This window comes from Streptomyces sp. CNZ301, from assembly GCF_004217425.1.
The window spans coordinates 5,151,038-5,175,400 of sequence record NZ_SHLG01000001.1 but is presented as its reverse complement, the minus strand read 5'-3'; the positions used below and the strand labels follow the sequence as shown (position 1 = coordinate 5,175,400).

Annotated in this window: 16 protein-coding genes; 10 read left to right on the top strand and 6 right to left on the bottom strand. The window is 70.9% G+C overall.

What is annotated here, in order from left to right:
- Nucleotides 1–8 precede the first annotated feature (8 nt).
- Both EV375_RS22350 and EV375_RS22345 read right to left on the bottom strand, forming a co-directional pair.
- Nucleotides 9–1,295: a CapA family protein gene (locus EV375_RS22350; RefSeq protein ID WP_130301206.1), complete on the bottom strand. Its 1,287-nt coding sequence runs from the start codon at nucleotides 1,293–1,295 to the stop codon at nucleotides 9–11.
- A gap of 347 nt (nucleotides 1,296–1,642) precedes the next feature.
- Nucleotides 1,643–2,464 (bottom strand): SAM-dependent methyltransferase, encoded by an 822-nt coding sequence (locus EV375_RS22345; protein ID WP_486588640.1) that lies wholly within the window; start codon nucleotides 2,462–2,464, stop codon nucleotides 1,643–1,645.
- Nucleotides 2,465–2,747: 283 nt separating this feature from the next.
- Here EV375_RS22345 and EV375_RS22340 point away from each other — a divergent pair, with 283 nt between their 5' ends.
- The 3 genes from EV375_RS22340 to EV375_RS22330 all read left to right on the top strand — a co-directional run bounded on the left by EV375_RS22340 (nucleotide 2,748) and on the right by EV375_RS22330 (nucleotide 5,727).
- Complete coding sequence (locus EV375_RS22340; RefSeq protein ID WP_130301204.1) at nucleotides 2,748–4,553, top strand: bifunctional metallophosphatase/5'-nucleotidase; 1,806 nt, start codon at nucleotides 2,748–2,750, stop codon at nucleotides 4,551–4,553.
- Nucleotides 4,554–4,931: 378 nt separating this feature from the next.
- The gene (locus EV375_RS22335) at nucleotides 4,932–5,348 is read left to right on the top strand and encodes a CBS domain-containing protein (RefSeq protein WP_055484138.1); all 417 of its coding nucleotides are present in this window, start codon (nucleotides 4,932–4,934) and stop codon (nucleotides 5,346–5,348) included.
- 145 nt (nucleotides 5,349–5,493) lie between these two features.
- The gene (locus EV375_RS22330; RefSeq protein ID WP_130301203.1) at nucleotides 5,494–5,727 is read left to right on the top strand and encodes a hypothetical protein; all 234 of its coding nucleotides are present in this window, start codon (nucleotides 5,494–5,496) and stop codon (nucleotides 5,725–5,727) included.
- A gap of 258 nt (nucleotides 5,728–5,985) precedes the next feature.
- On the opposite strand, the gene EV375_RS22325 is transcribed toward EV375_RS22330, so the two are convergent.
- Entirely contained in the window at nucleotides 5,986–6,462 is a 477-nt protein-coding gene (locus EV375_RS22325) for a phospholipase (protein ID WP_130301202.1), read from the bottom strand.
- Between the two features lie 108 nt (nucleotides 6,463–6,570).
- Nucleotides 6,571–7,899 carry an MFS transporter gene (locus EV375_RS22320; RefSeq protein ID WP_165434797.1) on the bottom strand — a complete coding sequence of 443 codons (1,329 nt, stop codon included), beginning with the start codon at nucleotides 7,897–7,899 and terminating at the stop codon, nucleotides 6,571–6,573.
- 1,235 nt (nucleotides 7,900–9,134) lie between these two features.
- Here EV375_RS22320 and EV375_RS22315 point away from each other — a divergent pair.
- The 7 genes from EV375_RS22315 (at nucleotide 9,135) to EV375_RS22285 (ending at nucleotide 18,356) form a co-directional block, all read left to right on the top strand.
- A complete protein-coding gene (locus EV375_RS22315) occupies nucleotides 9,135–9,338 on the top strand; it encodes a hypothetical protein (protein ID WP_028436646.1) in 204 nt (67 codons plus the stop codon).
- Between the two features lie 286 nt (nucleotides 9,339–9,624).
- The gene (locus tag EV375_RS22310) at nucleotides 9,625–10,431 is read left to right on the top strand and encodes an HlyD family efflux transporter periplasmic adaptor subunit (protein ID WP_130301200.1); all 807 of its coding nucleotides are present in this window, start codon (nucleotides 9,625–9,627) and stop codon (nucleotides 10,429–10,431) included.
- 317 nt (nucleotides 10,432–10,748) lie between these two features.
- Nucleotides 10,749–12,914: an NHLP family bacteriocin export ABC transporter peptidase/permease/ATPase subunit gene (locus EV375_RS22305; RefSeq protein ID WP_486588772.1), complete on the top strand. Its 2,166-nt coding sequence runs from the start codon at nucleotides 10,749–10,751 to the stop codon at nucleotides 12,912–12,914.
- 496 nt (nucleotides 12,915–13,410) lie between these two features.
- Entirely contained in the window at nucleotides 13,411–16,242 is a 2,832-nt protein-coding gene (locus tag EV375_RS22300) for an NHLP bacteriocin export ABC transporter permease/ATPase subunit (RefSeq protein WP_486588771.1), read from the top strand.
- A 263-nt stretch (nucleotides 16,243–16,505) separates the two neighbouring features.
- On the top strand, nucleotides 16,506–16,886 hold the full coding sequence (locus tag EV375_RS22295) for a hypothetical protein (RefSeq protein ID WP_130301199.1): 381 nt from the start codon (nucleotides 16,506–16,508) through the stop codon (nucleotides 16,884–16,886).
- Between the two features lie 387 nt (nucleotides 16,887–17,273).
- The gene (locus tag EV375_RS22290; protein WP_130301198.1) at nucleotides 17,274–17,708 is read left to right on the top strand and encodes an SSI family serine proteinase inhibitor; all 435 of its coding nucleotides are present in this window, start codon (nucleotides 17,274–17,276) and stop codon (nucleotides 17,706–17,708) included.
- A 261-nt stretch (nucleotides 17,709–17,969) separates the two neighbouring features.
- Complete coding sequence (locus EV375_RS22285; RefSeq protein WP_130301197.1) at nucleotides 17,970–18,356, top strand: VOC family protein; 387 nt, start codon at nucleotides 17,970–17,972, stop codon at nucleotides 18,354–18,356.
- A 179-nt stretch (nucleotides 18,357–18,535) separates the two neighbouring features.
- On the opposite strand, the gene EV375_RS22280 is transcribed toward EV375_RS22285, so the two are convergent.
- Nucleotides 18,536–21,076, bottom strand: coding sequence for an MFS transporter (locus tag EV375_RS22280; protein ID WP_130301196.1), 2,541 nt, complete (start codon nucleotides 21,074–21,076; stop codon nucleotides 18,536–18,538).
- A gap of 79 nt (nucleotides 21,077–21,155) precedes the next feature.
- Entirely contained in the window at nucleotides 21,156–24,215 is a 3,060-nt protein-coding gene (locus EV375_RS22275) for a serine hydrolase (RefSeq protein WP_130301195.1), read from the bottom strand.
- Between the last annotated feature and the right edge of the window lie 148 nt (nucleotides 24,216–24,363).

The following is a 24,363-nucleotide window of genomic DNA, read 5'->3' as shown; positions in this document are numbered from 1 at the left end:
TGTGCGGGTCAATGCCCCATCCGCAGGCCCTGCTTGTCGGCACCCCTGCTGAGCACCGCCTTGCGTATCGTGCGGAACGCCTCCGCCCGGCCCGTGCCCGCGTCGCGGGCGTTCGCCTGGCTCAGGTCGACGACGCTGATGCGGGGCGAGTTCTGGACGAAGAAGGGGATGTACTCGGCCTTCCTGACCGACCATTCGCCCGCGCGCCCCTGACTCGCCGCGTCCTTTCCGGACTTGGAACCCTTCCGGCCCTTGTGATCCTTGTGGCCCTTCGCGTCCCGGGCCCCGTCCGCGTGGGCCGCCGGCCTGCCCGCCTTGGGCGGCACGAACGTGAAGCGGGCGGCCGAACTCATCGATCCGCGCGGGTCGTTCATCTTGCCCGCGAGCTGGTCGCCCATCCCGTAGACGACCCACGTGCCGTTGACCTTCTCGTACGGCTGCGGCACATGGGCGTGGGTGCCGATGATGAGGTCGATGTCCTTGCGGCCGGCGGCGTCGCGGGAGGCCGTGAGCTGCTTGGCCAGCTTCTTCTGGCGGCTGTCGGGCTCCTGCTGCCACTCGGTGCCCCAGTGCATGCTCGTCACGACGACGTCGGCACCGGCCCGGCGGGCGGCGCGGGCGTCGGCGATGATCCGCTTCGGCTCCATGAGGTTCACGGCCCACGGCTTGTTCTTCGGTACGGGGAGGCCGTTTGTTCCGTAGGTGTACGCGAGTTGGGCGACCTTCGCGCCGCCCGCCTTCATCATCGTGATGTGGCTGCGTCCGCGGGCCGACGCCGCCGAACCGGCGTGCTTCAGGCCCGCCTTGTCCATCTCGGTGACGGTGCGGCGGACGCCGTCCATGCCGTCGTCCATGGTGTGGTTCGAGGCCGACGAGCAGCTCTCGTAGCCGGTTTCCTTGATCGCCTCGGCCACGTCCGGGGGCGTCTTGAATGCGGGGTATCCGGTGAACGGGCCGCCTCGGGGGCCGTAGACGGTTTCCATGTGGCATATCGCCAAGTCGGCCTTCGACGCCACAGGCTTGGCGCCCGCGAGCATCGTGCGGAAGTCGTATCCGGAGCCGGCGGCGTCCGTGCGGGCCTGACGTATGACGGAGTCGTGGGCCAGGATGTCCCCGGTGGCGACCAGCGTGAACGGCCGCTGCGAGGCCGTCGCGGACGCCTCGCTCTTCGCCGCGGCATCGTCCCCGCGGCCCTCCCCCTGCCGGTGGCCGTGCTGGCTGCCGCAGCCGGCGACGACCCCCAGCAGCACAGTCGTGGCGGTGACCAGAGTGGCGTGACGTATGTACGTGCTCATGGCGGGCTCTCGCTTTCTCAGAGAAAGTCGACAAACCCACATATATGGGGGTGCGGAGGTGCCCGCGCGGCCGCGCCGCCATACGGCGCAACACGGGCGCCCGCCCGTGTCCCGCTCCCCGGAACGTGCGTCCGGTCATGGGGAAAGGCACACGGAACGTACTCGCGCTCTCGGGCGGGGCCGCGCCCGTGAGCGCCCGGCCCCGCCCGCGGACTCCCCGCGCAGCCAGGCCGCATTGCGCACGCCCCGGACACGCGTCGGCCCCGCGGCCACCGAGTGGATTCCCAGGGCTGCGGGGCCGGTCGGGGCGTCGCGCAGCGGAGGCGCGGCACACTCCGGACGGGCGGTTACGGCTTCCGGCCGACGCCCCCGTACATCGCCACGTCCTCCGCGTCGAGCCTCGTCCCCGGAAGCCAGCGGGAGCAGGCGACGACGCCGGGCTCCAGCAGCTCCAGCCCGTCGAAGTAGCGCTCCACCTGCGAGGGAGTGCGCTGGGTCAGCTTCGGCGTCCCGTTCGCGTTCCAGAACGCGACGGCCGCATCCACGTCCGGCATCTCCGGTGAGGTGATGGTGTGCGAGAGGACGAGGTGACTGCCCGCCGGCAGCGCGTCCATCAGCCGCCGCACGATGGCGTACGACTCCTCGTCGTCCTCGATGAAGATGACCACGCCGAGCAGGATGAGCGCCACGGGACGGCTCAAGTCCAGTGTTTGCGCGGCCTGTTCGAGGATGGTGTCGACGTCCCGCAGGTCGCAGTCGAGGTAGGACGTCCTCCCCTCAGGGGTGCTGGTGAGCAGCGCCTGCGCGTGCACGAGCACGATCGGGTCGTTGTCCACGTACACGACGCGGCTGTCGGGCGCGACCCGCTGCGCCACCTCGTGGGTGTTGTCGGCCGTCGGCAGGCCCGTGCCGATGTCCAGGAACTGCCTGATGCCGAGCTCCCCCGCCAGATGCGACACGGCGTGCCCCAGGAAGCGCCGGTCGGCCCGGGCGTATTCGCCGATGCCCGGGTGGAGCCTGCGTATCTGGTCGCCGGTCTCGCGGTCGACCTCGTAGTGGTCCTTGCCGCCCAGCCAGTAGTTCCACACGCGGGCGGTGTGCGTGATGCTCGTGTCGATCCTGTCCCGTACGTCCTCGGACGTACGGTGCCCCGGCCCTTCGCTGCTCAACTGTGCCCCCTCGTGGAAGGACGCCACAAGTTCCGCCCCGCTGGGGGCTGTTGCTCGTACCGTCCGCGCGGATGATGCAGAGGTTAACGCCTGAAACGGACACCGGCTCCCCCGCCGGCGGACATCGCCGGCGGTCCTGCCGGACGCGTCCGGACGAAGGGGTGACATGAGCCGCTCCACCGCCCGCAACCCTGTCGTTACCGCAACCCTCCTGACGGACTACGCGCGTTGACCGTAGGCTGCGAGCGCTCGGGCAGACCAGAGAAGGGGAAGGGGAACCTCGATGACCGTGAAACCTCAACGGCGCAGACGCCTCAGCCGGCTGACCGCATGCGCCGCGGCGCTCGCGGCAGCCGCCGGCGTGCTCTCGGCGGCGATGCCCGCGGGCGCGGAGAGCAGCGACCGCGGGCACGGCCAAGGACGCACGGTCGACGTGCAGTTGCTCTCGTTCAACGACTTCCACGGCAACATCGAACCGCCCCCCGGCTCCTCCGGTGAGGTCTCCCACCAGAAGCCCGACGGTTCCACCGAGAAGGTGTCCGCGGGCGGCGCCGAGTATCTGGCGACGTCCCTGCGCAAGGCCCGCAAGGGCAACCCGTACAGCGTCACCGCCGCGGCGGGCGACCTGGTGGGAGCGAGCCCGCTGATCTCCGGCCTCTTCCACGACGAGCCCAGCATCGAGGCGTTCAACAAGATGGACCTCGACGTCGCGGGCGTCGGCAACCACGAGTTCGACGAGGGCCGCGCGGAGCTCGAACGTCTCCAGGAGGGCGGCTGCCATCCCAAGGACGGCTGCTCCGAGGAGGGCAAGGTCTTCCAGGGCTCCGACTTCCCCTATCTCGCGGCGAACGTGACGGACGAGAAGACCGGACGCCCGATTCTCAAGCCCTACTCGGTGTGGAAGAAGAAGGGCGTGAAGATCGGCTTCATCGGCGTCACATTGGAAGGCACGCCGGACATCGTCAGTGAAGAGGGCATCAGGGGCCTGAAGTTCCACGACGAGATCGAGACCGTCGACAAGTACGCCAAGAAGCTCGACAAGATGGGCGTGAAGTCCATCGTCGCGCTCATCCACGAGGGCGGCACGCCGGAGAAGCCCGAGTACAACTACGACTGCGACAGCCCCGGCCCGGGCGACGGCATCTCCGGCCCGATCACCGACATCGCCAAGGGCATCAGCCCGAAGGTCGACGCGCTGGTCACCGGCCACACCCACCAGGCGTACGCGTGCACGGTCCCGGACCCCTCCGGCAACCCCCGCACCGTCACCTCCGCCTCCTCCTTCGGCAAGCTCTACACGGACACCACGCTGACGTACGACCGCCGCAGCGGCGACATCGTCCGTACGGGCGTGAAGTCCGCCAACCACGTGGTGAGCCGCGAGCAGGCCAAGGCCGAGGACATGACCTCCCTCATCAAGCGCTGGGGCAAGCTGGCCGACCCCATCGCCGACAAGCCCATCGGCTACATCTCCGATGACATCGACGGCCGCGGCGCCGAGTCACCAGAGTCGCCGCTGGGCGACGTGATCGGCGACGCGCAGCTGGAGTTCATGGCTCCGGAGGACAAGGGCGGGGCGCAGCTCGCCCTGATGAACCCCGGCGGCATCCGCTCCGACCTCGTCTACAAGGCGTCGGAGGACGAGGGCGACGGTGTCGTGACGTACGGCGAGGGCTTCACGGTGCAGCCCTTCACCAACATGATGACGGCGATCGACCTGACGGGCGAACAGCTGATCACCGCACTCCAGCAGCAGGTCAGCGGGAACAACGAGGAGTCGCCGAAGATCCTCCAGGTCTCCGAGGGCTTCAGCTACACGCTCGACATGACGAAGTCCGGCAAGGACCGCATCGTGACCGACTCGGTGAAGCTGGACGGCGAGGCCCTCGACCCGGACAAGACCTACCGCGTCGCGATGAACGAGTTCCTGGCGGGCGGCAACGACGGCTTCCCGGTCTTCAAGGAGGGCAAGGACAAGCTCGTCGGCAAGTCGGACCTGGAGGCGCTGGAGGCGTACTTCGGCAAGCACTCATCCGAGTCCGACCCGCTTGCCCCGCCGAAGGCGGACCGCATCAAGGTCGTCCAGTAGCAGCGCGGAGCGGGACGGGCGCAGGACGCGCGCAGCACCCGGACGCCCTGCCCGGCGGGTCACACCGCCGGGCAGGGCGTCTCCTGTTTTCCGGGGCGGGCCCACGGCGGGCGTCCGGGGCCGGGCAGGGTCCGGTGCGGGAGCCGGGACCGGGCCGGTGGGGCAAGGGCGTCCGGGGCCGGGTCCGCATCCGTCGCCGGCCGGGGCTTCCGGAGTACCGGACTCGCCCCCGCCTCCCCGACACACCACTTCCGCCGGGGTTTGAGTCCGCGGGGACGTGCTACCCGATCCGGCGGCGGCGCGGTTCCCGCGGTCCGTGAAGACCGGACACCAGGGGCCCGCGCCGCGGCACGAATTCAGTCGTCCAGGAGTTTTCACATGACTACGGCACGAGAACTGATGACCCCCGGCGCCGACTGCGTCCAGTCGGACCAGTCGGCCGCCGACGCCGCCCGAATAATGACCCGGGACGGTGTCGGCGCCCTGCCGATCTGCGGTCCGGACGACAAGATCAAGGGTGTTGTCACGGACCGGGACATCGTCGTGAAGGTGCTCGGCCAGGGACGCGACCCCGGTTCCTTCCCGGCGGGCAGCCTCAATCAGGAAGAGGCCGTCACGATCGGCGCGGACGACGACGGTGAGGAGATCCTGGCCACGATGACGCGCCACAAGGTGCGCCGGCTGCCGGTGATCGACGGAAACCGCCTCGTCGGCATGGTCGCCGTCGCGGACGTGGCCCGGTCCCTTCCGAACGCCACGACCGGCGAACTGGTCGAGGCCCTGTCCGCCGACTGACAGCCCGGCACCAGGACCGCTGTTCACAGGACCCGCACAGGCGCGGAGGCCGCCCGGCCGCCAACGGCCGACGGTCTCCGCCTCGGAGCGGTCCCTCCGCTTCTCCCGACCGTCAAACCGACCACATCACCCGAGGAGCCATGCCATGGCCGTATGTGAGGTCTGCGGGAACGACTACGAGGCCGCCTTCGAAGTCCGGGCGGCAGGCGCGGTGCACACCTTCGACAGCATCGAATGTGCCGCGCAGAGGATGGCCCCGATCTGCGAGAACTGCGGGTGCCGCATCCTTGGCCACGGCCTGCAGGCCGAGGGGCGGTTCTTCTGCTGCGCCAACTGCGCACGCATGCAGGGGCGCATGGAACTGGCGGACAGCGTCTGACCCGTCCGGCAGTGGGACGCTCACGGCTGCCCCGCCGGATGTGCGGGCAGTGACGTGAGGACGAGATGACGAAGTGCGCGGGACGCCGCCGTTACCGAGCGGCGTCCCGCGCACTGTTGCGCCGTGCCTCGTCGCCTCGCCTCGCTGTTCTGCTGGCTCTCCTCGTTGCCGTGCCCGTCGCTGTGGCCCGTCGCTGTGGCCCGTCGTTGTGCCCGGCGGCCGTGCCTTGTCGGGTGCCGGACCTCGTCGCGCGGCGGGTCAGCCGACCGGGCTGCCCTTCTTGACGCCCAGGATCACGACCGCCTGGTAGTAGGTCCATGCGAGGGCGTTGCAGGAATCCTTCGTCGCGCCGTCGTATCCGGCGCAGGCGCGCTTGAGGTCTTCGTAGAAGGCGCTGTCGACGCGGGCCTTGTTGGCCTCGAAAGTGCCCTGGGCCTTGTAGTTGCGGTAGCCGAAGTCGTGCCGGATGCAGCCGTTCTCGAAGGGGAAGCCGAACGGGTTGTCAGGTGACGAGGAGCAGACGTCGGTCGACCAGTCGAAGTTGTAGGCCGCCCATGAACCCTGGTCGGCCCTGGCGGCAAGGAAGGCGTTCTGGCTCCCGGCGTCGGTCTGGGTCCAGCTGGCGAGGACCTGCGGCTTGTCGGCCGGGTCCGCGACAGCGGTTGTGGCGGTGCCGATGACGGCGAGGAGACTCGCGGACGAAACGAAGACGCCCGCGGCAAGTCTTCGACGCATTTCATACCTCCGTGGGGGGAGAGGTGGAGCAACATCGGAAACAGTTGAAGCCATGAGCATGACAGAACAAGCGCTTGTCAAATAGCCGCGTGCGCAGGATTCTTCGGTTCACCGCAACTCGCTGGGAGCACCTGTGGGGGCTGTGGTACGGACGGTGCCGGGGCGCACCACCGATGCGAGCGCGGCGATTGCGAGGGACGCCGGCACCAGCACACCGAGAGCGCCGGGAAGCCCGACGAGCGTCGCCAGCCCGCCGATCAACGGCGAGACGAGCAGCCAGCCGAGGTTGCCGGCGAACCCGATCTGCCCCATCGCCGGCGCCGGATCGCGCAACGCACCCGCCGCGGTGAACGCACCGGGGAAGACCGCGCTGATCCCCGCGCCCGCGACGACGAGCGCCACGAGCGCCGCCGCCGGAATCCCCAGCATCAGCGCCGCGGCCAGTACGGCGGCACAGCACAGCGTGCCCGCACGTATCAGCCGCGCCCACCCGAGGCGGTTCACGATGCGGTCGTTGAGGAGCCGCGTCACGACGCTGCCCGCGCTGAAGGCGGCGTACCCGGCGGCGGCCGTGGCCGCGTCGGCACCGATGTGACGCAGATACACACCGCTCCAGGCCGCCGGGGCGTCCTCCACCAGCGCGGCCAGAAACGTCATCAGCGCGAGCAGCAGCACCGTGGTCGACCTGCGCCGCACGCCCGCGGACTTCGACAGCCCCGGCTCCCGCTCCCCGTCGGACGCCGCCGGAGCCGTGGACCCGCCGCCCGCACCGGTACCGCTGCCGGGGCCCGCACCGCCGGCCGCGCCAGGACCGCCGTCCGTCGCGCTCGCCGCGTCCGCCGCGTCGACCGCTCCGCGGTCCGGCAGCAGACCGCACGCAGCCACCGCGGAGAGCACGGCGAGGACGGCGGCCATGAGGGCGAACTGCGCGACGAGTGACAGGCCGAGGGCGAAGGTCGCCACTCCGGCCAGCCCTCCCGCGACGGCACCGATACTGCGGATGGCGTGCATCGAGTTGAGCACGGTGCGCCCGTACCGCCGCTGCACGACGACGGCCTGAGCGTTCATGGCCACGGACGTGCATCCGTCGGCGGCACCGAGGAGCATCAGCACGACCATGAGCGTCCACTCCGACGGTGCGGCCGGAACGAGGGCCAGCGGCACGCACAGCGACACCGGCGCCGACGCACTGACCGCGCGGCTGCCCAGCCGGTGCACCAGCAGCCCGCCCACCTGGCTGCCTGCCAGCGCCCCCAGGCCGGGCCCGGCCATCACCAGCCCCAGCATGCCTGCCGACAGGTGGAGTTGATCCTGGACGGCGGGCACACGGGCGGCCCACGAGGCGAACACGGCCCCGTGCACGAAGAAGACGGCCGAGACGGCGGCACGTGCCCGGCGCAGCGCCGGCGGCGGCGTCGGAGGACTGGTCGGTCGCAAGGAGCTGCTCCGCTTCCAGGACGGCACTCACTGATACTCCCCGGCTCCCCGGGGACGCACCTCAACGATCCTGCCCGGCGACGGTGTTGTGAAAGACGGCGCTGTGAAAATGACCGAGGCCCCGGGGATGAACCCGAGGCCTCGGTCGCCAACGTGGGGGGAAGCCCACAACCAACCTGCACACGTTCAACGAAGGCGGTCGGGATTCGTCACGGTTCTGCACGGCTTTCCGATTTCCTGGACTTTGTCCTCTCGGCGGGATATAGGGTCGGCAGCTCCTTCACCACCGCGTGCACGCGGGCACACGCACAGCGGACCACGCCCACGCCACCGGGCCTGCCCGGGCCGCACCTTCCAGAGGCCGACGCGGGGGCCGGCGCCCGGGCGGCCGGCACCGAGGCCACCGGATGCGCACGGCTCTGACGCGTCCCACGGCTCACCGCTCCGGTCCTCCACGTCCGACCCGCACGGCGCGTTCACGGTCCGGACACGAGCACCTCGCCCCGCACACCGAACAGCACCATTTCCGTACGGACAGAAGACTTGGCTGACGAGGCCTCATGTTGTGGATATCCCGGGACACTTGTGGATTCCAGGACAGGAGGGGTGTGCGGAGCCGGCGGTGATTCGCGTGCGCACCCCACGCACATGTCTCAGTATTTGAACGCGTCATTTCGCCCTTACCCCTCCTTAGGTGCTCGTATTACGGGAGGACTCCGGTGCGGATTTCTTCCATTACCACGAGTCACACCTTCCCTGGATCCGCTCCACAGAGCCCGCATCCGCAGGTCAGACCCGTGCAGGCCATGGCAACTGCCGTTCCCTGAAACGGAATTCAGCGAACCTGCACAACTGGTCCGTAAGGACGGCACACACCTCCCCGTATGTGCGACAGGGCACACGGACCCCGGTGAGCTTGATGCGGGAATGTCCACTTGGGGCTCCACCGGCGGCCCGAAGGTGCGGACACCGCAGGAGTGACAAGTGAAGGGATCGCCACGAATTCGTGGACGCGGCTGCACCGCAAGGAAGTTGAACGGCCATATAGGCGCCGGACGAGCGCACGGGTGAGTGGCCGGGCGGCATGCACGCATGCTTTGATCGGCCCCTGACGCGGAAGTTGAACGAATGGTTCCCGACGTCGGGCATCAGACGACCGCTCGTACGGCCGGACGGTTTTTTCCCCGAGCCGGCCGATGTTATTGAGAACACAAAGGAAGCGAAGGGAAGCTCCCATGGACTTCATCGAGACCCGCGAGATTTCCGACAACGACCTCGACAACGTCTCGGGCGGCGTCCTGGGCTCGGTCGTCGGCACCGCCGTGAGCACCGCCGACTCCGTCGCCCCGGTTTCCGAGACCACCGACGCCGTGAACGGCGTTGCCTCCGGCCTGACCGGTGTCGACACCTCCCAGGTGACGGGCCTCGCCGGTCTCTGAGGCGAAGGTCGCGACCGAGCGGCCGGGCCGTGTGCGCACGGCCTGTCCCGCTCGGAGCATCCGAACCCGAGTGGGGTGATCGTGAGCCCCGGAACCGCCTGTTCCGGGGCTCACGGATGCGTCCGCGGACAGTTGTGGAACACTCGTGACCCCTGTCCCCGAATTGACGTCGGCGGCCGCCGTACCGAGCGCCCGACCGCTCCACCGGTGAAGCCGGCGTCCCACCCGCCGCCCCGAAGGAAGCGTCATGCCTGAAAGCGACGAACGCAGTTGAGGGAATAGCCCCGTGCAGTTCCGCCAGAAGGCGTTTTCCAAGCTGCAGTCCCCCGAGGAACTCGACCTGCCCGTGCGCTACGCGCGCCCGCAGGGCTGGCTCGTGCTGCTCGTGACCGTTCTCGTCATGGCGGGAGCGGGCTACTGGGCTGTCACCGGAAAGGTCTCCGGGAAGCTGGACGCGCCCGGTGTCCTCACCCACGCCAAGGGCAGCTACGTGCTGCAGAGCCCCGTCTCGGGCCAGGTCGTGCAGGTGCTGGCCGAGGAAGGCCGCATGCTGCCGGCCCGCACGCCGGTGCTGAAAGTGCGAACGGACCAGGGATACCAGGCAGTTCGTACCGTCTCCGCGGGCCGCATGACGTCGCTGACGGCGAAGATCGGCTCCGTGATCACACCCGGCAAGGACATCGCGACCGTCGAGCGCGTGGAACGCCCCGACGAGCCGCTCGTCGCCATGCTGTACGTGCCGGGCAGCAGCGGTGCCACCGTCTCGCCGGGCGCCGCCGTCGACCTGACCGTGCAGTCCGCCCCGCCGGACGAGTACGGCGTGCTGCGCGGCCGTGTCAAGGCGGTCGGCAGGGGCGCCCAGACCCGCCAGCAGGTCTCCAGCTTCCTCGGCAACGCCGAGCTCGGCGCCGAGTTCACCAAGGAGGGCCAGCCCGTCGCGGTCATGGTCGAGCTGGACAAGTCGGCCACGACCAAGTCCGGTTACGAGTGGTCCTCGGAGAAGGGCCCGCCCTACAAGCTCGAGTCCATGACGATCGCCGACGGCGCGATACACCAGCCCTCGCAGCGCCCCGTCGATTGGCTGCTCCCGTGAGCCCGCGGAAGCGGACTTCCAAGAAGGAGGCGCGCACGAGCGCTTCGCGTACGAGAGCGGCCCGTACCGAAGCGCCCCGCCCCGGCAAGTCCCGTGCCGAGACGGCCCGCAGCGGCAAGTCCCGTACCCAAGCGCCCCGTTCCCGGAAGGCGGGCACCGAGGACGCACGCCCGCCGGAGGCCGAGGAGACCGGCCAGAACCGGCTGCCGCCCCCGGGCAGGAGGAAGCACCGCCCCGAGACCGGCAGGAGCGGCAGGTCCGCGGCCCGGAACAGCGGCAGACACCGCACGGCTGGGACGGGCCGTAAGCCGGCGCAGATACCGAAGGCCCAGTACAAGGCCGTCCGCACACCGACCGTGCTCCAGATGGAGGCCGTGGAGTGCGGCGCCGCCGCGCTGTCCATGGTCCTCGGCTACTTCGGCCGGCACGTCCCCCTCGAACAGCTGCGCATCGCCTGCGGCGTCTCGCGCGACGGCTCGCGCGCCAGCAACCTCCTCAAGGCAGCCCGCAGTTACGGCCTGACCGCCAAGGGCATGCAGATGGAGCCCGCGGCGCTCGCAGAGGTCCCCGGACCCGCCGTCCTGTTCTGGGAGTTCAACCACTACGTCGTCTACGAGGGGATGGGACGCCGCCTCGGCAAGCGCGGCGTGCACATCAACGACCCCGACAAGGGCCGCCGTTTCGTCCCGCTCGAGGAGTTCGACACCAGCTTCACCGGCGTCGTCCTCACCTTCGAACCCGGAGAGGACTTCCGCCGCGGCGGCAAGCGCCCCAGCGCCATGAGCGCCATGCCGGCGAGGCTGCGCCGCACCACCGGCACGATGCTGGCCGCGCTGCTCGCCAGCCTTCTGCTCGTCGGCGTGGGCGCGGCAGTGCCCGCACTGAGCCGCACGTACATCGACATGTTCCTCATCGGGGAACAGACTTCGCTACTGGGCGTGCTGTTCGCCTCGATGGGCGCCATGGTGCTGCTCACGGCCGTACTGACCGCGCTGCAACAGGCGAACCTGCTGCGCGGGCGCATCATCTCCTCGACGCTCAGCAGCGCACGCTTCTTCCGGCACCTGCTGAGGCTGCCCGTCACGTTCTTCGCGCAGCGCAGCCCCGCCGACCTCGTGCAGCGCCTCCAGTCCAACGACACCGTCGCCGAAACCCTCTCCCGCGACCTGGCCGCAGCTGGCGTGGACGCCGTCGTCGTCATCCTCTACGCGGTGCTGCTGTGGACGTACGACCCGCAGCTAACCGTCATCGGCGTGGGCATCGCACTGCTGAACCTCATCGCGATGCGCGTGGTGATCCGCATGCGCGCCACCGGCACGCAGAAGCTCCGCGCGGACACCGCCCGCCTCACCAACACCTCCTACACCGGCCTGCAGTTGATCGAGACGATGAAGGCCACCGGCGGTGAGAACGGGTACTTCCGCCGCTGGTCCGGGCAGCACGCCACCACCCTGGAGGAGCAGCAGAAGCTCGGGGTCCCCACGGCCTGGCTGGCCGTCGTCGCACCCACGCTCGCGACGCTCAACAGCGCGATGATCCTGCTCATCGGCGGCATGCGGGCCGTGGAGGGCCACATCTCGATCGGTCTGCTGGTCGCCTTCCAGGCGCTCGTGACGCGCTTCACCGCTCCCATCACGCGGCTCAACGGCGTCGCCGGGCGCATCCAGGACTTCGCCGCCGACATGGCCAGGCTGAAGGACGTGGAGAACTTCCCCGTCGACTCGCTCTACTCACGGCGCGAGCCCGTCGCGGACACCCGCCGCCTCAAGGGCCATGTGTCGCTGGAGAACATCACCTTCGGCTACAGCCCGCTCGACAAGCCGCTGCTCACGGAGTTCTCCCTGTCGGTCGGCCCGGGCCGTCAGGTCGCGCTCGTCGGCGGCTCCGGCAGCGGCAAGTCCACCGTCTCCCGGCTGATATCCGGCCTCTACAGCCCCTGGGAGGGAGTGATCCGCATCGACGGGCAGCGCCTGGAGGACATCTCCCGCAGCGCGCTGGCCGCCTCCGTCTCCTTCGTGGACCAGGACGTCTTCCTCTTCGAGGGAACGGTGCGGGACAACGTGGCGCTGTGGGACCCGTCCATATCCGACGAGGCCGTCTCCGCCGCGCTGCGGGACGCCGCCGTGCTCGACGACTTCACGCGGCGGCCCGGCGGCATCCACAGCCGCGTCGAGCAGGACGGCCGCAACCTCTCGGGCGGGCAGCGGCAGCGCCTCGAGATCGCCCGGGCACTCGTGCGCCGGCCGAGCATCCTCGTGCTGGACGAGGTGACGAGCGCACTGGACGCCCAGACCGAGCAGCTCATCATCGACAACCTGCGGCGGCGCGGCTGTGCCTGCGTCGTCATCGCGCACCGGCTGAGCACCGTCCGCGACAGCGACGAGATCGTCATGCTGGACCACGGGAGCGTCGTGGAACGCGGACGCCACGAGGAACTGGTCGCCCGCGGCGGCCCGTACGCCGAACTGGTCAAGGAGCACTGACGTGGCATCCGGCGACGGCTCCGCAAGGGACCCCCGCACGGCCGGGCAGGACACCGGCTCGTGGCAGACGGGGCAGTGGGACACGGGACAGTGGGACACAGGCTCGTACGGCACGGCCGCTCAGGGCGGGCACACCCCGCCGTACGGCACCGCGGACCCGCAGCACGGCGCTCACGAAACCGGTGCGCAGGAGGCGGTGGGCCAGGGGGGCGGCTCGTACGGCGGCCCCTATGACACGGGCACGCACGAGTCGGGCCCGAACGACGCCGGGGGCCACAACACCCCCGCGTACGGGACGAATTCGTACGACACGGGCGAGTACCGGGTCCCGTCGTACGACACCGGCGAACACCCCGCCCCGATGCACGAGACGGGCGAACACCCCGTCCCCGCACACGACATGGGACGGCAGCGCCCGCCCGCGCACGGCTCCGGCGAGCACGGCGCCGCCGTGGCCGCGCCCCACCCCCAGGACCCCGTCATCGCCGCCTTCGGCATGCTCGGCGAGGGCGTCGACTGCACCGGCGTGCGCAGTCTCCCCCTCGAAGGCCCCCATGTGCTGTGGCTGGTGACCGCCGGAGTAATGGACCTCTTCGCCGTCGACGCGGTGCAGCAGGGCCACTGGCACTTCCTCGGCAGGCTGGAGCCGGGCACCCTCGTCCTCGGTCCGATCGAGGGAACCCAGCACACGCTGGTCGGCAGGCCGCTGCGGGAGTGCGGGCTGCGCCGCATCGAACTCCGCGAACTGCAGAGGCCCGACTACAGCAGCGTCTCCGCCCACTTCCAGAACCACGCGGCCTGGGACGCGAACCAGACCCCGGCCGAGGGCATCGCGGCCCTGCCCCACACCCCGCTCGACACCGCCTTCGCACTGGGCATCGGACGCAGCCTCCGCGTCCTCTTCGAGGCACCGCTCGACGGCGAGGTGACTCCCGGCGCCGTCCACCCGGGCACCGGCCACGGCCAGGACGACGACGAGATCCTCTGGATGCACGTCGATCCCCGAAGCGTCCAGTACGGAGCCGAGTTCAGCCAGGGGGCGGCGTCCCAGCTGCTCGTCGACGGCGCTGTGTGGCAGCGCATGGTCGACCAGCAGTTCCGGCTGCTCTCCGCCCTCGACCGCTGGATCGAACGGCTCGAGCGCGCGCACGAGGACCGCACGGCCGCGGGCATCGAGGCCGGTGAGGCAGTGCGCGCCCAGGCCGACCAGGCGCTGCTGGCCTCCATCAACACCACCGTCAAGGGCTCCTCCGCCTCCACCTCCGCGAACGACGACGCGACCCTCGTCGTCGCCCGCAAGGCCGCGGGCGCCGCAGGCATCGAGCTCTCGGCTCCCGCGCAGGGCCGCGCGGCGGGCGACCGTACGAATCCCGTCGAACGCATCGCCCTCAGCTCACGCGTGCGCACCCGGGTCGTGAAGCTCCGGGGCCGCTGGTGGCGGGAGAACACCGGACCGCTCGTGGGCCACAAGGCCGCTTCCGGGGCGCCCGTTGCGCTGCTGTGGCGCCGCGGCCGGTACGAGGCGGTCGACGCGGACGGCGCCCGCACCAGGATCCGCAAGTCACGCGCCGGCGAGTTCGAGCCGCGGGCCGTGATGTTCTACCGGCCGCTGCCCGAACAGCCCCTGAACGCCTGGCAGTTGCTGCGCTTCTGCCTCGGCGGCACCCGCATGGACCTGCGGAATTTGCTCCTCGGCGGGCTCGTCGCCGTCGGCCTGGGCGCGCTGGTGCCGATCGCGACGGGGCAGGTGCTCGGTGTGTACGTGCCGAACGCCGAGACGAGCCTCATCACCCAGGTCTCGCTGGCGATCGTGCTCAGCAGCTTCGTCTCCGCCGCGTTCATGCTGCTGCAGAACACCTCCATCCTGCGCATGGAGGGACGCGTGGAGGCGGCGCTGCAACCAGCGGTGTGGGACCGGCTGCTGCGGCTCCCGACGAAGTTCTTCGCGGAACGCTCCACAGGCGAACTGGCCAGCGCGGCCATGGGGATCAGCACCATGCGGCGCGTGCTGTCCGGGGTGGGCCCGGTGGCCGTGCAGGCGTGCACCGTCGGAACCATGAACCTGGCGCTGCTGCTCTTCTACAGCGTCCCCCTGGCTCTGATGGCGGTGGGCCTGCTCGTCGTCATCGCGGGGGCGTTCGTCGCGATGGGGGTCTGGCAGCTGCGCTGGCAGAGCAAGCTGGTCGACCTCAACAACAAGCTCAACAACATGTCGTTCCAGACGCTGCGCGGGCTGCCGAAGCTCCGCGTGGCCGCCGCCGAGAGCTTCGCGTACGCGGCGTGGGCGCGGGAGTTCGCTCGCAGCCGTGAGCTCCAGCAGCGCGTCGGCCGGATCAAGAACCTCACGACGGTCCTCAACTCGGTGTATCTCCCCGTCACTTCGCTCGTCCTTTTCATGCTGCTGGCGGGACCGGCCCGGGGCAGCCTGTCCTCCAGCGGGTTCCTCACCTTCAACACCGCCGTCACGATGATGCTGACGTCGGTGACCCAGCTGACCAACTCGCTGATATCCGCCGCCGCCGCGCTGCCGATGTTCGAGAAGGTCAAACCCGTGCTGCACGAACCCACCGAGGTGCGCGGCGGCAGCGCACAGCCCGGCGAACTCACCGGCGAGATCGAGGCCCGGCAGCTGTCCTTCCGTTACAGCGAGGACGGCCCGCTGACGCTCGACGACGTCTCACTGCGCGTGGAGCCCGGCGAGTTCGTGGCGATCGTCGGCCCCAGCGGCTGCGGCAAGTCGACGCTGCTGAGGCTGCTCATCGGCTTCGAGAAGCCGGTCTCGGGCAGCGTGCTCTACGACGGGCAGGACCTCGCCGCCCTCGACCAGGCGGCGGTGCGCCGGCAGTGCGGCGTCGTGCTCCAGAACGCACAGCCGTTCGTCGGCTCGATCCTCGACTCGATCTGCGGCGCGGAGATCTACTCCCACGACGAGGCGTGGGAGGCCGCGGAGATGGCGGGCCTCGCCGAGGACATCAAGCGCATGCCCATGGGGATGCACACGATCCTCTCCGACGGCGGCGCCGCCGTCTCCGGCGGACAACGGCAGCGTCTGATGATCGCCCAGGCCCTCATCCGGCGACCGCGCATCCTCTACTTCGACGAGGCGACGAGCGCGCTGGACAACGAGACGCAGCGCACCGTCATCGAGAGCACCCGCAAACTTCAGGCCACACGCATCGTGATCGCGCACCGGCTCTCCACCGTCATGGACGCCGACCGTGTACTCGTGATGTCGCGGGGACGGATCGTCCAGCAGGGGTCGCCCGCGGAACTCCTCGCCGACACCTCCGGGGAGTTCCACGAGCTGGTCCGCCGCCAGATCAGCTGACCCGCCCGCGCAGGGGTGCGGTTCGGGGGCGGCGCGGTTTCCGGGGCGGTGCGGTTCGGGGCGGCGCTCACCGCGTCCGGCTGTACCGGCTCTCGACGGCGCCGTTGCCGAACGTACGGACCGGCCGCGCTTCCGTACAGACTCGGGCATTGACACCTGTTCTTGACGTTCCGTGACCAACGTGTGATCGAACGAGGGCTCTCGTGGCAGTGAAGCGACCACGCGGACGGTGTCTCCGCACGGCCACCCGGTGTTGCCCCGGCATGGGAAACACGTCATTCATCGTTCTGAGGACCGCGCGGGGCGACGCGCTCGGGCCGGGCGAACCGGGCGAACCCCGTACACAGTTCGCGGAACTGACCGGCGCCTACTGGCTGGAACCGATCTACGCCGGGCTCGCGAACGAATGGAACCGCCAGGGCAGAACCGTCCCGGGAGCTCCGCGGGAACACCGGCGGGTGCTGCCCGACGGCTCCTGCGGCCCGGACGGACCGGACACCGGCGACGAGCCGCACGCAGCGGACAGCGTCCAGGGACGGCAGGGGCCCCGCCCGCAGCACGAGGTGCTCCGCCCGCACGGCCCGCTTCCCGGCGCCCTCGACGGCAGCCGCCCGGCACCCCACGGCCCGGTCACCAACGAGTGAGGGACGGCGACCCGCACGGGCGCGGGAGCGCGACCTGGGACTGAAGCGCTGACAGGGCCCGCCCCTTCCCGCATCCCTCACCAGGCCGGCCCTCATCCCGTCGGCCCGTCGTTCCGCCGTTCCGTCGGCGGTCCGGGCGCCGGTCAGCACGTCCGTACGCCGGCCGCCGGTTGCTCGTCCCGTCCGTCCGTATGCGGCCCGGCGTAACTCGTTCCGGTCAACGTGCGGCGCCGAGCGCGACGCGCGCCCCCTCCGGCGCGTTGCCGGACCAAGAGGACCGCAGGGCCGGGCGGTCCACCCGCCGTATTCTCGCGGCCCGTTCGCGCCGCCCGGCCCGTTCGCGTTCCCCGCGTCCCCCACCGGCGTCCAGGAGTCCAGGAGTTCACGATGCTGATCCGCCGCCTCGCCCTCACCGTCACCGCACTGACCTCCGCCCTCACCGTGAGCCCCGGCGCGTTCGCCGACGCACGCCACGGTCAGGTCGACCACCTCACCGTCACCGTCGCCGAATCCGGCGGTGCCACCGCTGACGGCACCTACGAGCTGTACTGCCATCCCACTGCCGGCGACCACCGGGACGCCGAGGAAGCGTGCGACAGGCTGGACGAGATGACCGTCTGGGGCAAGGACCCCTTCGCCCCCGTACCCTCCGGCACCCACTGCACCTTGCAGTACGGCGGTGCGGCCAGCGCACACGTGCGCGGCGTCTGGGCCGGAAAGCGCGTCGACGCCCACTTCAACCGCGAGAACGGGTGCGAGATGAAGCGCTGGGACGCCCTCGTGCCGCTGCTTCCGAGCACCGGCATGCGCGCACCTTCGTGACAGGCCTCGCGCGGTGTCGTGGCTGACCGCGCTCCCGCTGTCTGCGCGACGGGCTTCGCGGCTCCGTGACCCGGACTCCGCGGCCTCGCTGGAGGGAAACGCGTCCCCCGCCGCGGGGCCTACGACGAAAGACCGAAAGCGGACGCGAAATCAACCGCGACCGGCCTCCGTTGGAACCGGGTGCGGGCAGGACGGACGCCGACGGAGCCGGCGCTCGTGGCTTCCGGCACGCTGCCACGGACCGAGGGAATGGGGAGAGACATGGCCGTCCAGCTCAACCACACGATCGTCCACGCCACCGACAAGAAGGCGTCCGCCGAGTTCCTCGCCGGCCTGCTGGGGCTGGAAGTGCAGCCACAGTTCGGCCCGTTCCTGCCGGTGGTCGCCGCCAACGACGTCACCCTCGACTTCGCGGACGCCGGCGAAGGCGGCGTCACGCCGCAGCACTACGCGTTCCTGGTCTCCGAGGACGAGTTCGACGCCATCTTCGGCCGCATCGAGGACGCCGGGCTGACCTACTGGGCGGACCCGTTCCGTCAGCACCCCGGCGAGATCAACCACAACGACGGCGGCCGCGGCGTCTACTGGGCCGACCCGGACGGGCACTCCATGGAGATCCTCACCCGCCCCTACGGCAGCGGCAGCTGACAGCAGTCGCTGACAGCGGTGACTGACAGCGGCGAGGCCCCCGGCACCCCGCCGCTCCTCCCCCGCCAGTGTCGGCACCGCGTGAACTGCCGCCGCTCAGTGGCCTGTTCCGGTCAGCGGCCTGTTCCGCTCAGTGGCCTGTTCCGGTCGGCGGCCCCTCCGGGCGGCCCTCTTCCCCGTCAGCGGTCATCCGCGTCGGCCGGCGGCGCCTGCCCGCCGTCCCCGCCGGTCCCCGCCGCCGGACCGATCCTGGCGCCCCCGCTCGGACAGGTCGTACCGCGGGGCAGTTTGTAGGGCGCCGCCAGCCGGTACGTGCCGGGGCGCGGCGCCTCCAGCAGGGTCCAGGTGTCCGTCACCGGCTCCTCCTTGCCGGGCGGCGGCGGCCCGCCCACCTGCGGCCTGGCCTTCCGCACACACCCGTCGCGGTTCGGCTCCCCCGGCCCGGGAGCCTCGATGCGGCGGCCCTTCGCGTCGACCAGGCCCAGCCACGGTGACCACGGAATCCGCACCAGCACGGCTCCGCGATGCGGCACCCGCACGCTCACCTCGCCCGCGCCCGCGTGCGTCACGCTCGCCGGCGGCTCCGCCATCGGCTGCGGATCGGCGACGCGGAAGAGCCGCCAGTGCACGCCGCTCCAGATCTCCTTCAGATAGGGCTGCCCCCTGCGGACGATCTCGGCCTCCTCCTTGCCGGCCCCGTCCGGGGGCGAGGAGGGCAGCACCACGTAGTGCACCGCCCACCGCCGCAGCCACTTGTGGTAACTCTCCGCCGTCAGGTTGCCGTTCTCGTAGAAGAGCGGGTTGCGGTCGGTGTCGGCCTGCCTGTTCCAGCCGCGGGCGAGATTCACGTACGGAGCGAGCGCCGACGCCTCGCGGTGGCTGCGTACGGGCACCACCTCCACCCGTCCGCGTGTCGCATCGACGCTCTTCAACTGCTTGACGAGCGGGCGCAGTTCAGCGGTCCAGGCATCGTCCGGAGTCGTGGCGAAGACGTCGTAGGAGGGCTTGCCGATCTGCCAGCCGGCCGCGACCACGAGCGCGACGGTCATCGCCACGCCGCGACGCGACCGCCAGTCGCGGACGATCAGTGGAGCGGCCGCGAGCAGGATCACCACGCCGAACAGCAGGCTCAGGCGCTCCACGTTCGACCCGACCTGCGAGGGGATCAGCCACGTGAGAACGGCACCGGCCGCGTACACCAGCGCACCGAGCCGGACGGTGCGCCAGGAACGGGGCACGAGCAGGTACGCGGAGACGGCTCCGGCGAGCGGGAAGAGCACCGACCACCACGGGATCGGCTGCACTCCCTGGAACGGGAAGAGGACCGCCGAGAGCGCGACCACGACGGGTGGTGCGACCGCGAGCGAATAGGCGGCCTGGCGGCGCCGGTCGAGGAAGAGGGCGGCGGCCACCACTTCGAGGAAGAGCCCGGCGACGGGACTGCCCGTCGTCGCGAGCGCCGACAGCAGGGCCGCGGCGGCGCCCCGCGCCAGCCGTCCCTTGCCGGCGCTGCGCCACCAGCGTCGCGGCCAGGCCCACACCATGGCGACGGCGCCGAGCGCGAAGAGCACCCCGAGAGCGAAGGTCACGCGTCCCGAGGCGGCGTTGCACGTGAAGGAGAAGGCGCCCCACAGAGCGGGCACGAGCGGCCTGCGCAGAACCCGCCGGAGGATCAGCGCCAGCAGCCCGGAGGAGAGAACCCCGGCCAGTATCAGGGTGCTTCGCACTCCGAGCCAGGCCATGAGATAGGGCGAGAGCACGCTGTACGAGAAGGGATGCAGCCCGCCGTACCAGGCGAGGTTGTAGGCGGAGTCCGGGTGCTCCCCGACGAACTCCGCCCACGCGTCCTGAGCCGCCAGGTCGCCGCCGCCGCTGGCGAGCAGCCACAGCCACACCAGATGCAGGACGGTCGCGAGCAGTACGGGTGAGGCGACGGGATGACGCAGCAGCTCCCCCGCGTGCCGCAGCACTGGCGAACGGGGGCGCCGCCGGGCGGGGTCACGGGTCCGGTCCCCGTCGCGGACGCGCTCGGGGTCGGGGTCACGGACGCGCTCGGGGTCGCGCTCGGGGTCACGGACGCGCTCGGGGTCGCGCTCGGGGTCACGGACGCGCTCGGGGTCACGCTCGGGGTCACGGACGAGCTCGGGGTCACGCTCGGGGTCACGGACGCGCTCGGGGTCACGCTCGGGGTCACGGACGAGCTCGGGGTCACGCTCGGGGTCACGGACGCGCTCGGGGTCACGCTCGGGGTCGGGGTGACCCGTCTCGCGCCCGCGTGCGAGGGCGTCCGCGCCTGTGCCGGCGTCGGCCCGCGCGTGCTGGTCTGCGGCGGTGCCGGTCTCCGGGGCGGAGGTCACGGCGGCGCCGGTCTCCGAGGCGGCGCCGGTCTCCGGGGCGGAGGTCACGGCGGCGCCGGTCTCCTGGGCGGTACCGGTCTCCGGGGCGGAGGTCACGGCGGTACCGGTCACCGGGGCGGCGCCGGTCTCCGCTTCGGAGGTCGCGTCACGTTCGCGGCTGTCAGGGCCGGGGTGCGGGCGCCGTGACGGGGCCCGCCTGCGGGGCCGGGTGGCCGTGCCCTCGCGGGCGCCGGCGTCCGGCTCCCGCCTGGGTCCGGGCACGGTGCCGGGGTCCGTCCCCGTGGCGGGAACGGGCAACCCGTCCCCGGGACTTATACCGGCGTCGTCGCCTTCCGGCATCTGCGGCTCCTGCACAGTCGGCACTGCGCTCTCTCCCCGTACGGCTCGGCCGGCCTCACCCCTTTGTGAGCCGGGCCCCTCTCACCGGGTCAGGACACCCGGGTCACAGGATTCTGGTCAACTTCGCCCCGAAGCCCGGCTCCGTCATGTCTTCCTTCAGCGTCACGGGCACCCTCACCTGGCCCGGCCCGTCGCCGATGGTCAGCGTGCCGGCCCTGTCGCCCGCCTTCCCCTCGTGGGGCAGCGCCCTGCCGCCGTCCGTGAGTCCGAGCTCGACCTTCAGGCCGGACCAGCCGACGGCCGAGACGTCCCTGGACGCGACCACGGGTGTCCTGCCGCCGAGTTGATCGTCCACGTAACCGACGACCTCGCCCTTCCGCACCACCTTCTGCGCCCGCAGCGAGTCCTGCGCGGCGTCGATGAGCTTCTTGCTCTCGGCGAGCACCGTGTCGAGTATCGACGGCTCGTACTGCCCGAGCACGGCACCGACGATCAGCTGCTGCGTCCCGCCGACGTTCTTCTCCGCGGCGAAGAGCAGATTGCCGCCCGCCTTCGTCGTGGTACCGGTCTTGATGCCGACGACCCCGTCGAGCGGTACGAGCTTGTTCCAGTTGCCGTGCTCGTCGCCCTTGGTGTCGGTGTAGCCGGGCATCCGCACGGTCTCGCGGAACAGGTCGATCCCCATCGCCTTCTTCGCGAGCTTCACCTGGTCCGTGGCGGTGCTCACGGTGGAGGACGTCAGGCCGCTGGGGTCGGTGTACTTGGTGTTCTTCATCCCGAGCTGCTTGGCGGCCGCGTTCATCTTCTTCACGAACGCCTTCTCCGAACCCGCGTCCCAACGAGCCAGCAGACGTGCCACGTTGTTGGCGGACGCGATCATCACCGCCTGGACGGCCTCCCGTTGGGAGAGCGTGTCCCCCTTCTTCACCTCGACGGTCGACTCGTTCTGGGCGCTCAGTCCCGCCTCGTCCTCGGCCTTCTTGTCGACGGTGATCTTCGCGCCGCCCGAGCCCTTCTTCACGGGGTGGTCCCGGAGGATGACGTACGCGGTCATCACCTTCGCCACGCTCGCGATGGGCACCGGCTTCTGCTTCCCGGACGTGCCGAACGAACCGAGGCCCTGCACCTCGAGCGCGGCCTGCCCCTCGGACGGCCAGGGCACGGTCGGCTTCGCCCCCTGGAAGCTGTGGGTCGGCGAGGCCGACAGCGACAACTCCGGGTCGGGAAGCGGCCGTACGGCCTGTGCGATGGCGAAGACGATCGCCAGCAGCACCACCAGCGGCGTCCAGATCTTGACCCGGCGCACGGCGGTGCGCAGCGGAGTCTCCGGCTTCGGAGGGGTGTTGGTCAGCTGGGCGAGCAGGTCGATCGGCGCCTGGTCCGGCCGCACCTGCTGCCGGGTCAGTTCGGCCTCGGTGAGCTCCGGCTGCTCGACCTCCGGCGGCAACGCACCCGCAGCGGGCTTGTCTTCTGGCTTCGGCGGCACGGCAGGGCCGGGCTCACGCTTCGGGCGCGGGGGCGCGTCGGCCGAACGCAGCGGCACGAACTGGCTCGTGCGCTCCGAATCCGACTCGGCGCCGGACTTCGGGAGAGGAGCGACCCGCGGGTCCACGGGCTCGGCAGGCTTTGCTTGCTTTGCGCCCGCACCCTTCTTGCCGTCCTTGCCTTCGCTGCCGTCCTTGCCTTCGCTGCCGTCCTCGTCTTCCTTGCCGTCTCCCGACGACTCGGAACGGGCGGTCCCGTCCGCGTCGTCCGCCTCACTGCGCTCACTGCGCTCACTGCGCTCGCGGGGCTCGACGGTGCGGAAGGCGGTCGTCGGCTGGTCGACGTGACCGGTTCGGTCACCGTCGTCCTCGGCGGAGTCCTTCGAGGAGCTGTCGGCACCCGCGGCGTCCGGCTCCAGGGCGCGCAAGGCGGTCGTGGGCTGGTCGACCCTGCCCGCACCCTCGCTTGCCCGCCCGGAATCGCCGGCCTTGTCCGGCTCGTTGGCTTCGCCGGGCTGGTCGGGCCCGTCGGGCTGCCCTGCCTTCTCGGTTTTCCCGGCCTTCTCGGTTTTCCCGGCCTTCTCGGCCTTTGCGGTTTCCTTGCCCTGTTTGCCCTGCTCGGCGGCCGGCTCGTTGTCCGCCCCCGACCCGTCGCCGGTCGGCTCCGGCTCGGGTTTCCTCGCATCCGGCGGCGCTGCGGACCCGCCCTCGCCGTCGTCGGCCGTCAGCGACTCCCGGGCCTCACCCTCGTCGGCCGTCAGCGGCTCCCGGGCCTCACCGGAGTCCGCGGCGGCATCCGCTTCCTCCGCTTCCGGGTTCTCCACCGGCTTCCCCTCGGCCTCTGCCGGCTTCCCCTCGGCCTCTGCCGGCTTGCCTTCGGCCTGCTCTTCGGCTTCTCCGCCCGCTTCCCCGGTTTGCGGGGTTTTGCCCGAGCCGAAGAAGGCCGCGGTCATGCGCTCGGCCCGCCTCGCGGCCTCCTCGCTGTCCGTCGCGGCCGCGGAATCGTCAGAGCCGGGCCGTACGGTCCTGAACATCGCCGTGGGGTGGTCGGCCTCGTCCGAGGGCTCCGCGGAGCCCTCAGCGCCGTCTGAGCGTCCAGAGGCCGTTGAGGCGGCTGATGCCTCCGGGGCGTCGGCGGACTTCGGACGCACGGACGCCTCGTCCGCCGGGATTTGGCTTGAATTCTTCTCCCCCGCGCCGGACTTCCCCGTTCCGTCTCCGGCACTCCCGGTGCTCTCACCGTCCCGGACCGCCTCGTCGCCGGCGTCGTCCGGCTCGTCGTCGGCGCCCGCGACCCACGCCGCGACAGCGGCCCTCAAGCGCGCGTCGTTGCGCCCGGCACCACCGGACCCGCTCGCCGCCTCCGCGGCATCGCCGGCGTCGGCGTCCGCGGCGTCATCGCCGGCGCCGGCGCTGTCGGCGGCTTCCGCTTCCGTGCCGCCCGAGGTGCCGGCGACATCCTCGGCAGACGTACCGGAGGCGTCGTCCACGGCTTCCTCACGGGCTTGGCCCGGCACGTGGGCGGAGTCGGCACGGGCGGCGTCCGGCTCCCCGACACTCTTCCGTTCGCGCTTCTTCCCGGACTTCTTCCCGTCCGCGGGCGCAACCACCCGACCACCTGCCGCCGTCTCCCCCGACGACTCCTTGCGCTCCACCTTGTCGGGGGACTCGCCCGCCACCGATGCCTCCTGCTGATGAATGCTCGCCGCTCGCCGTAACAGTTAACAGTGTCCTGCGCGCCTCGCCCCCCATATCGCGCGGGGGCTCCGGCAAGGTCACGGACAGGTCTCTCCGACCGTGAAGACGAGAACGACATACCTACTGGTT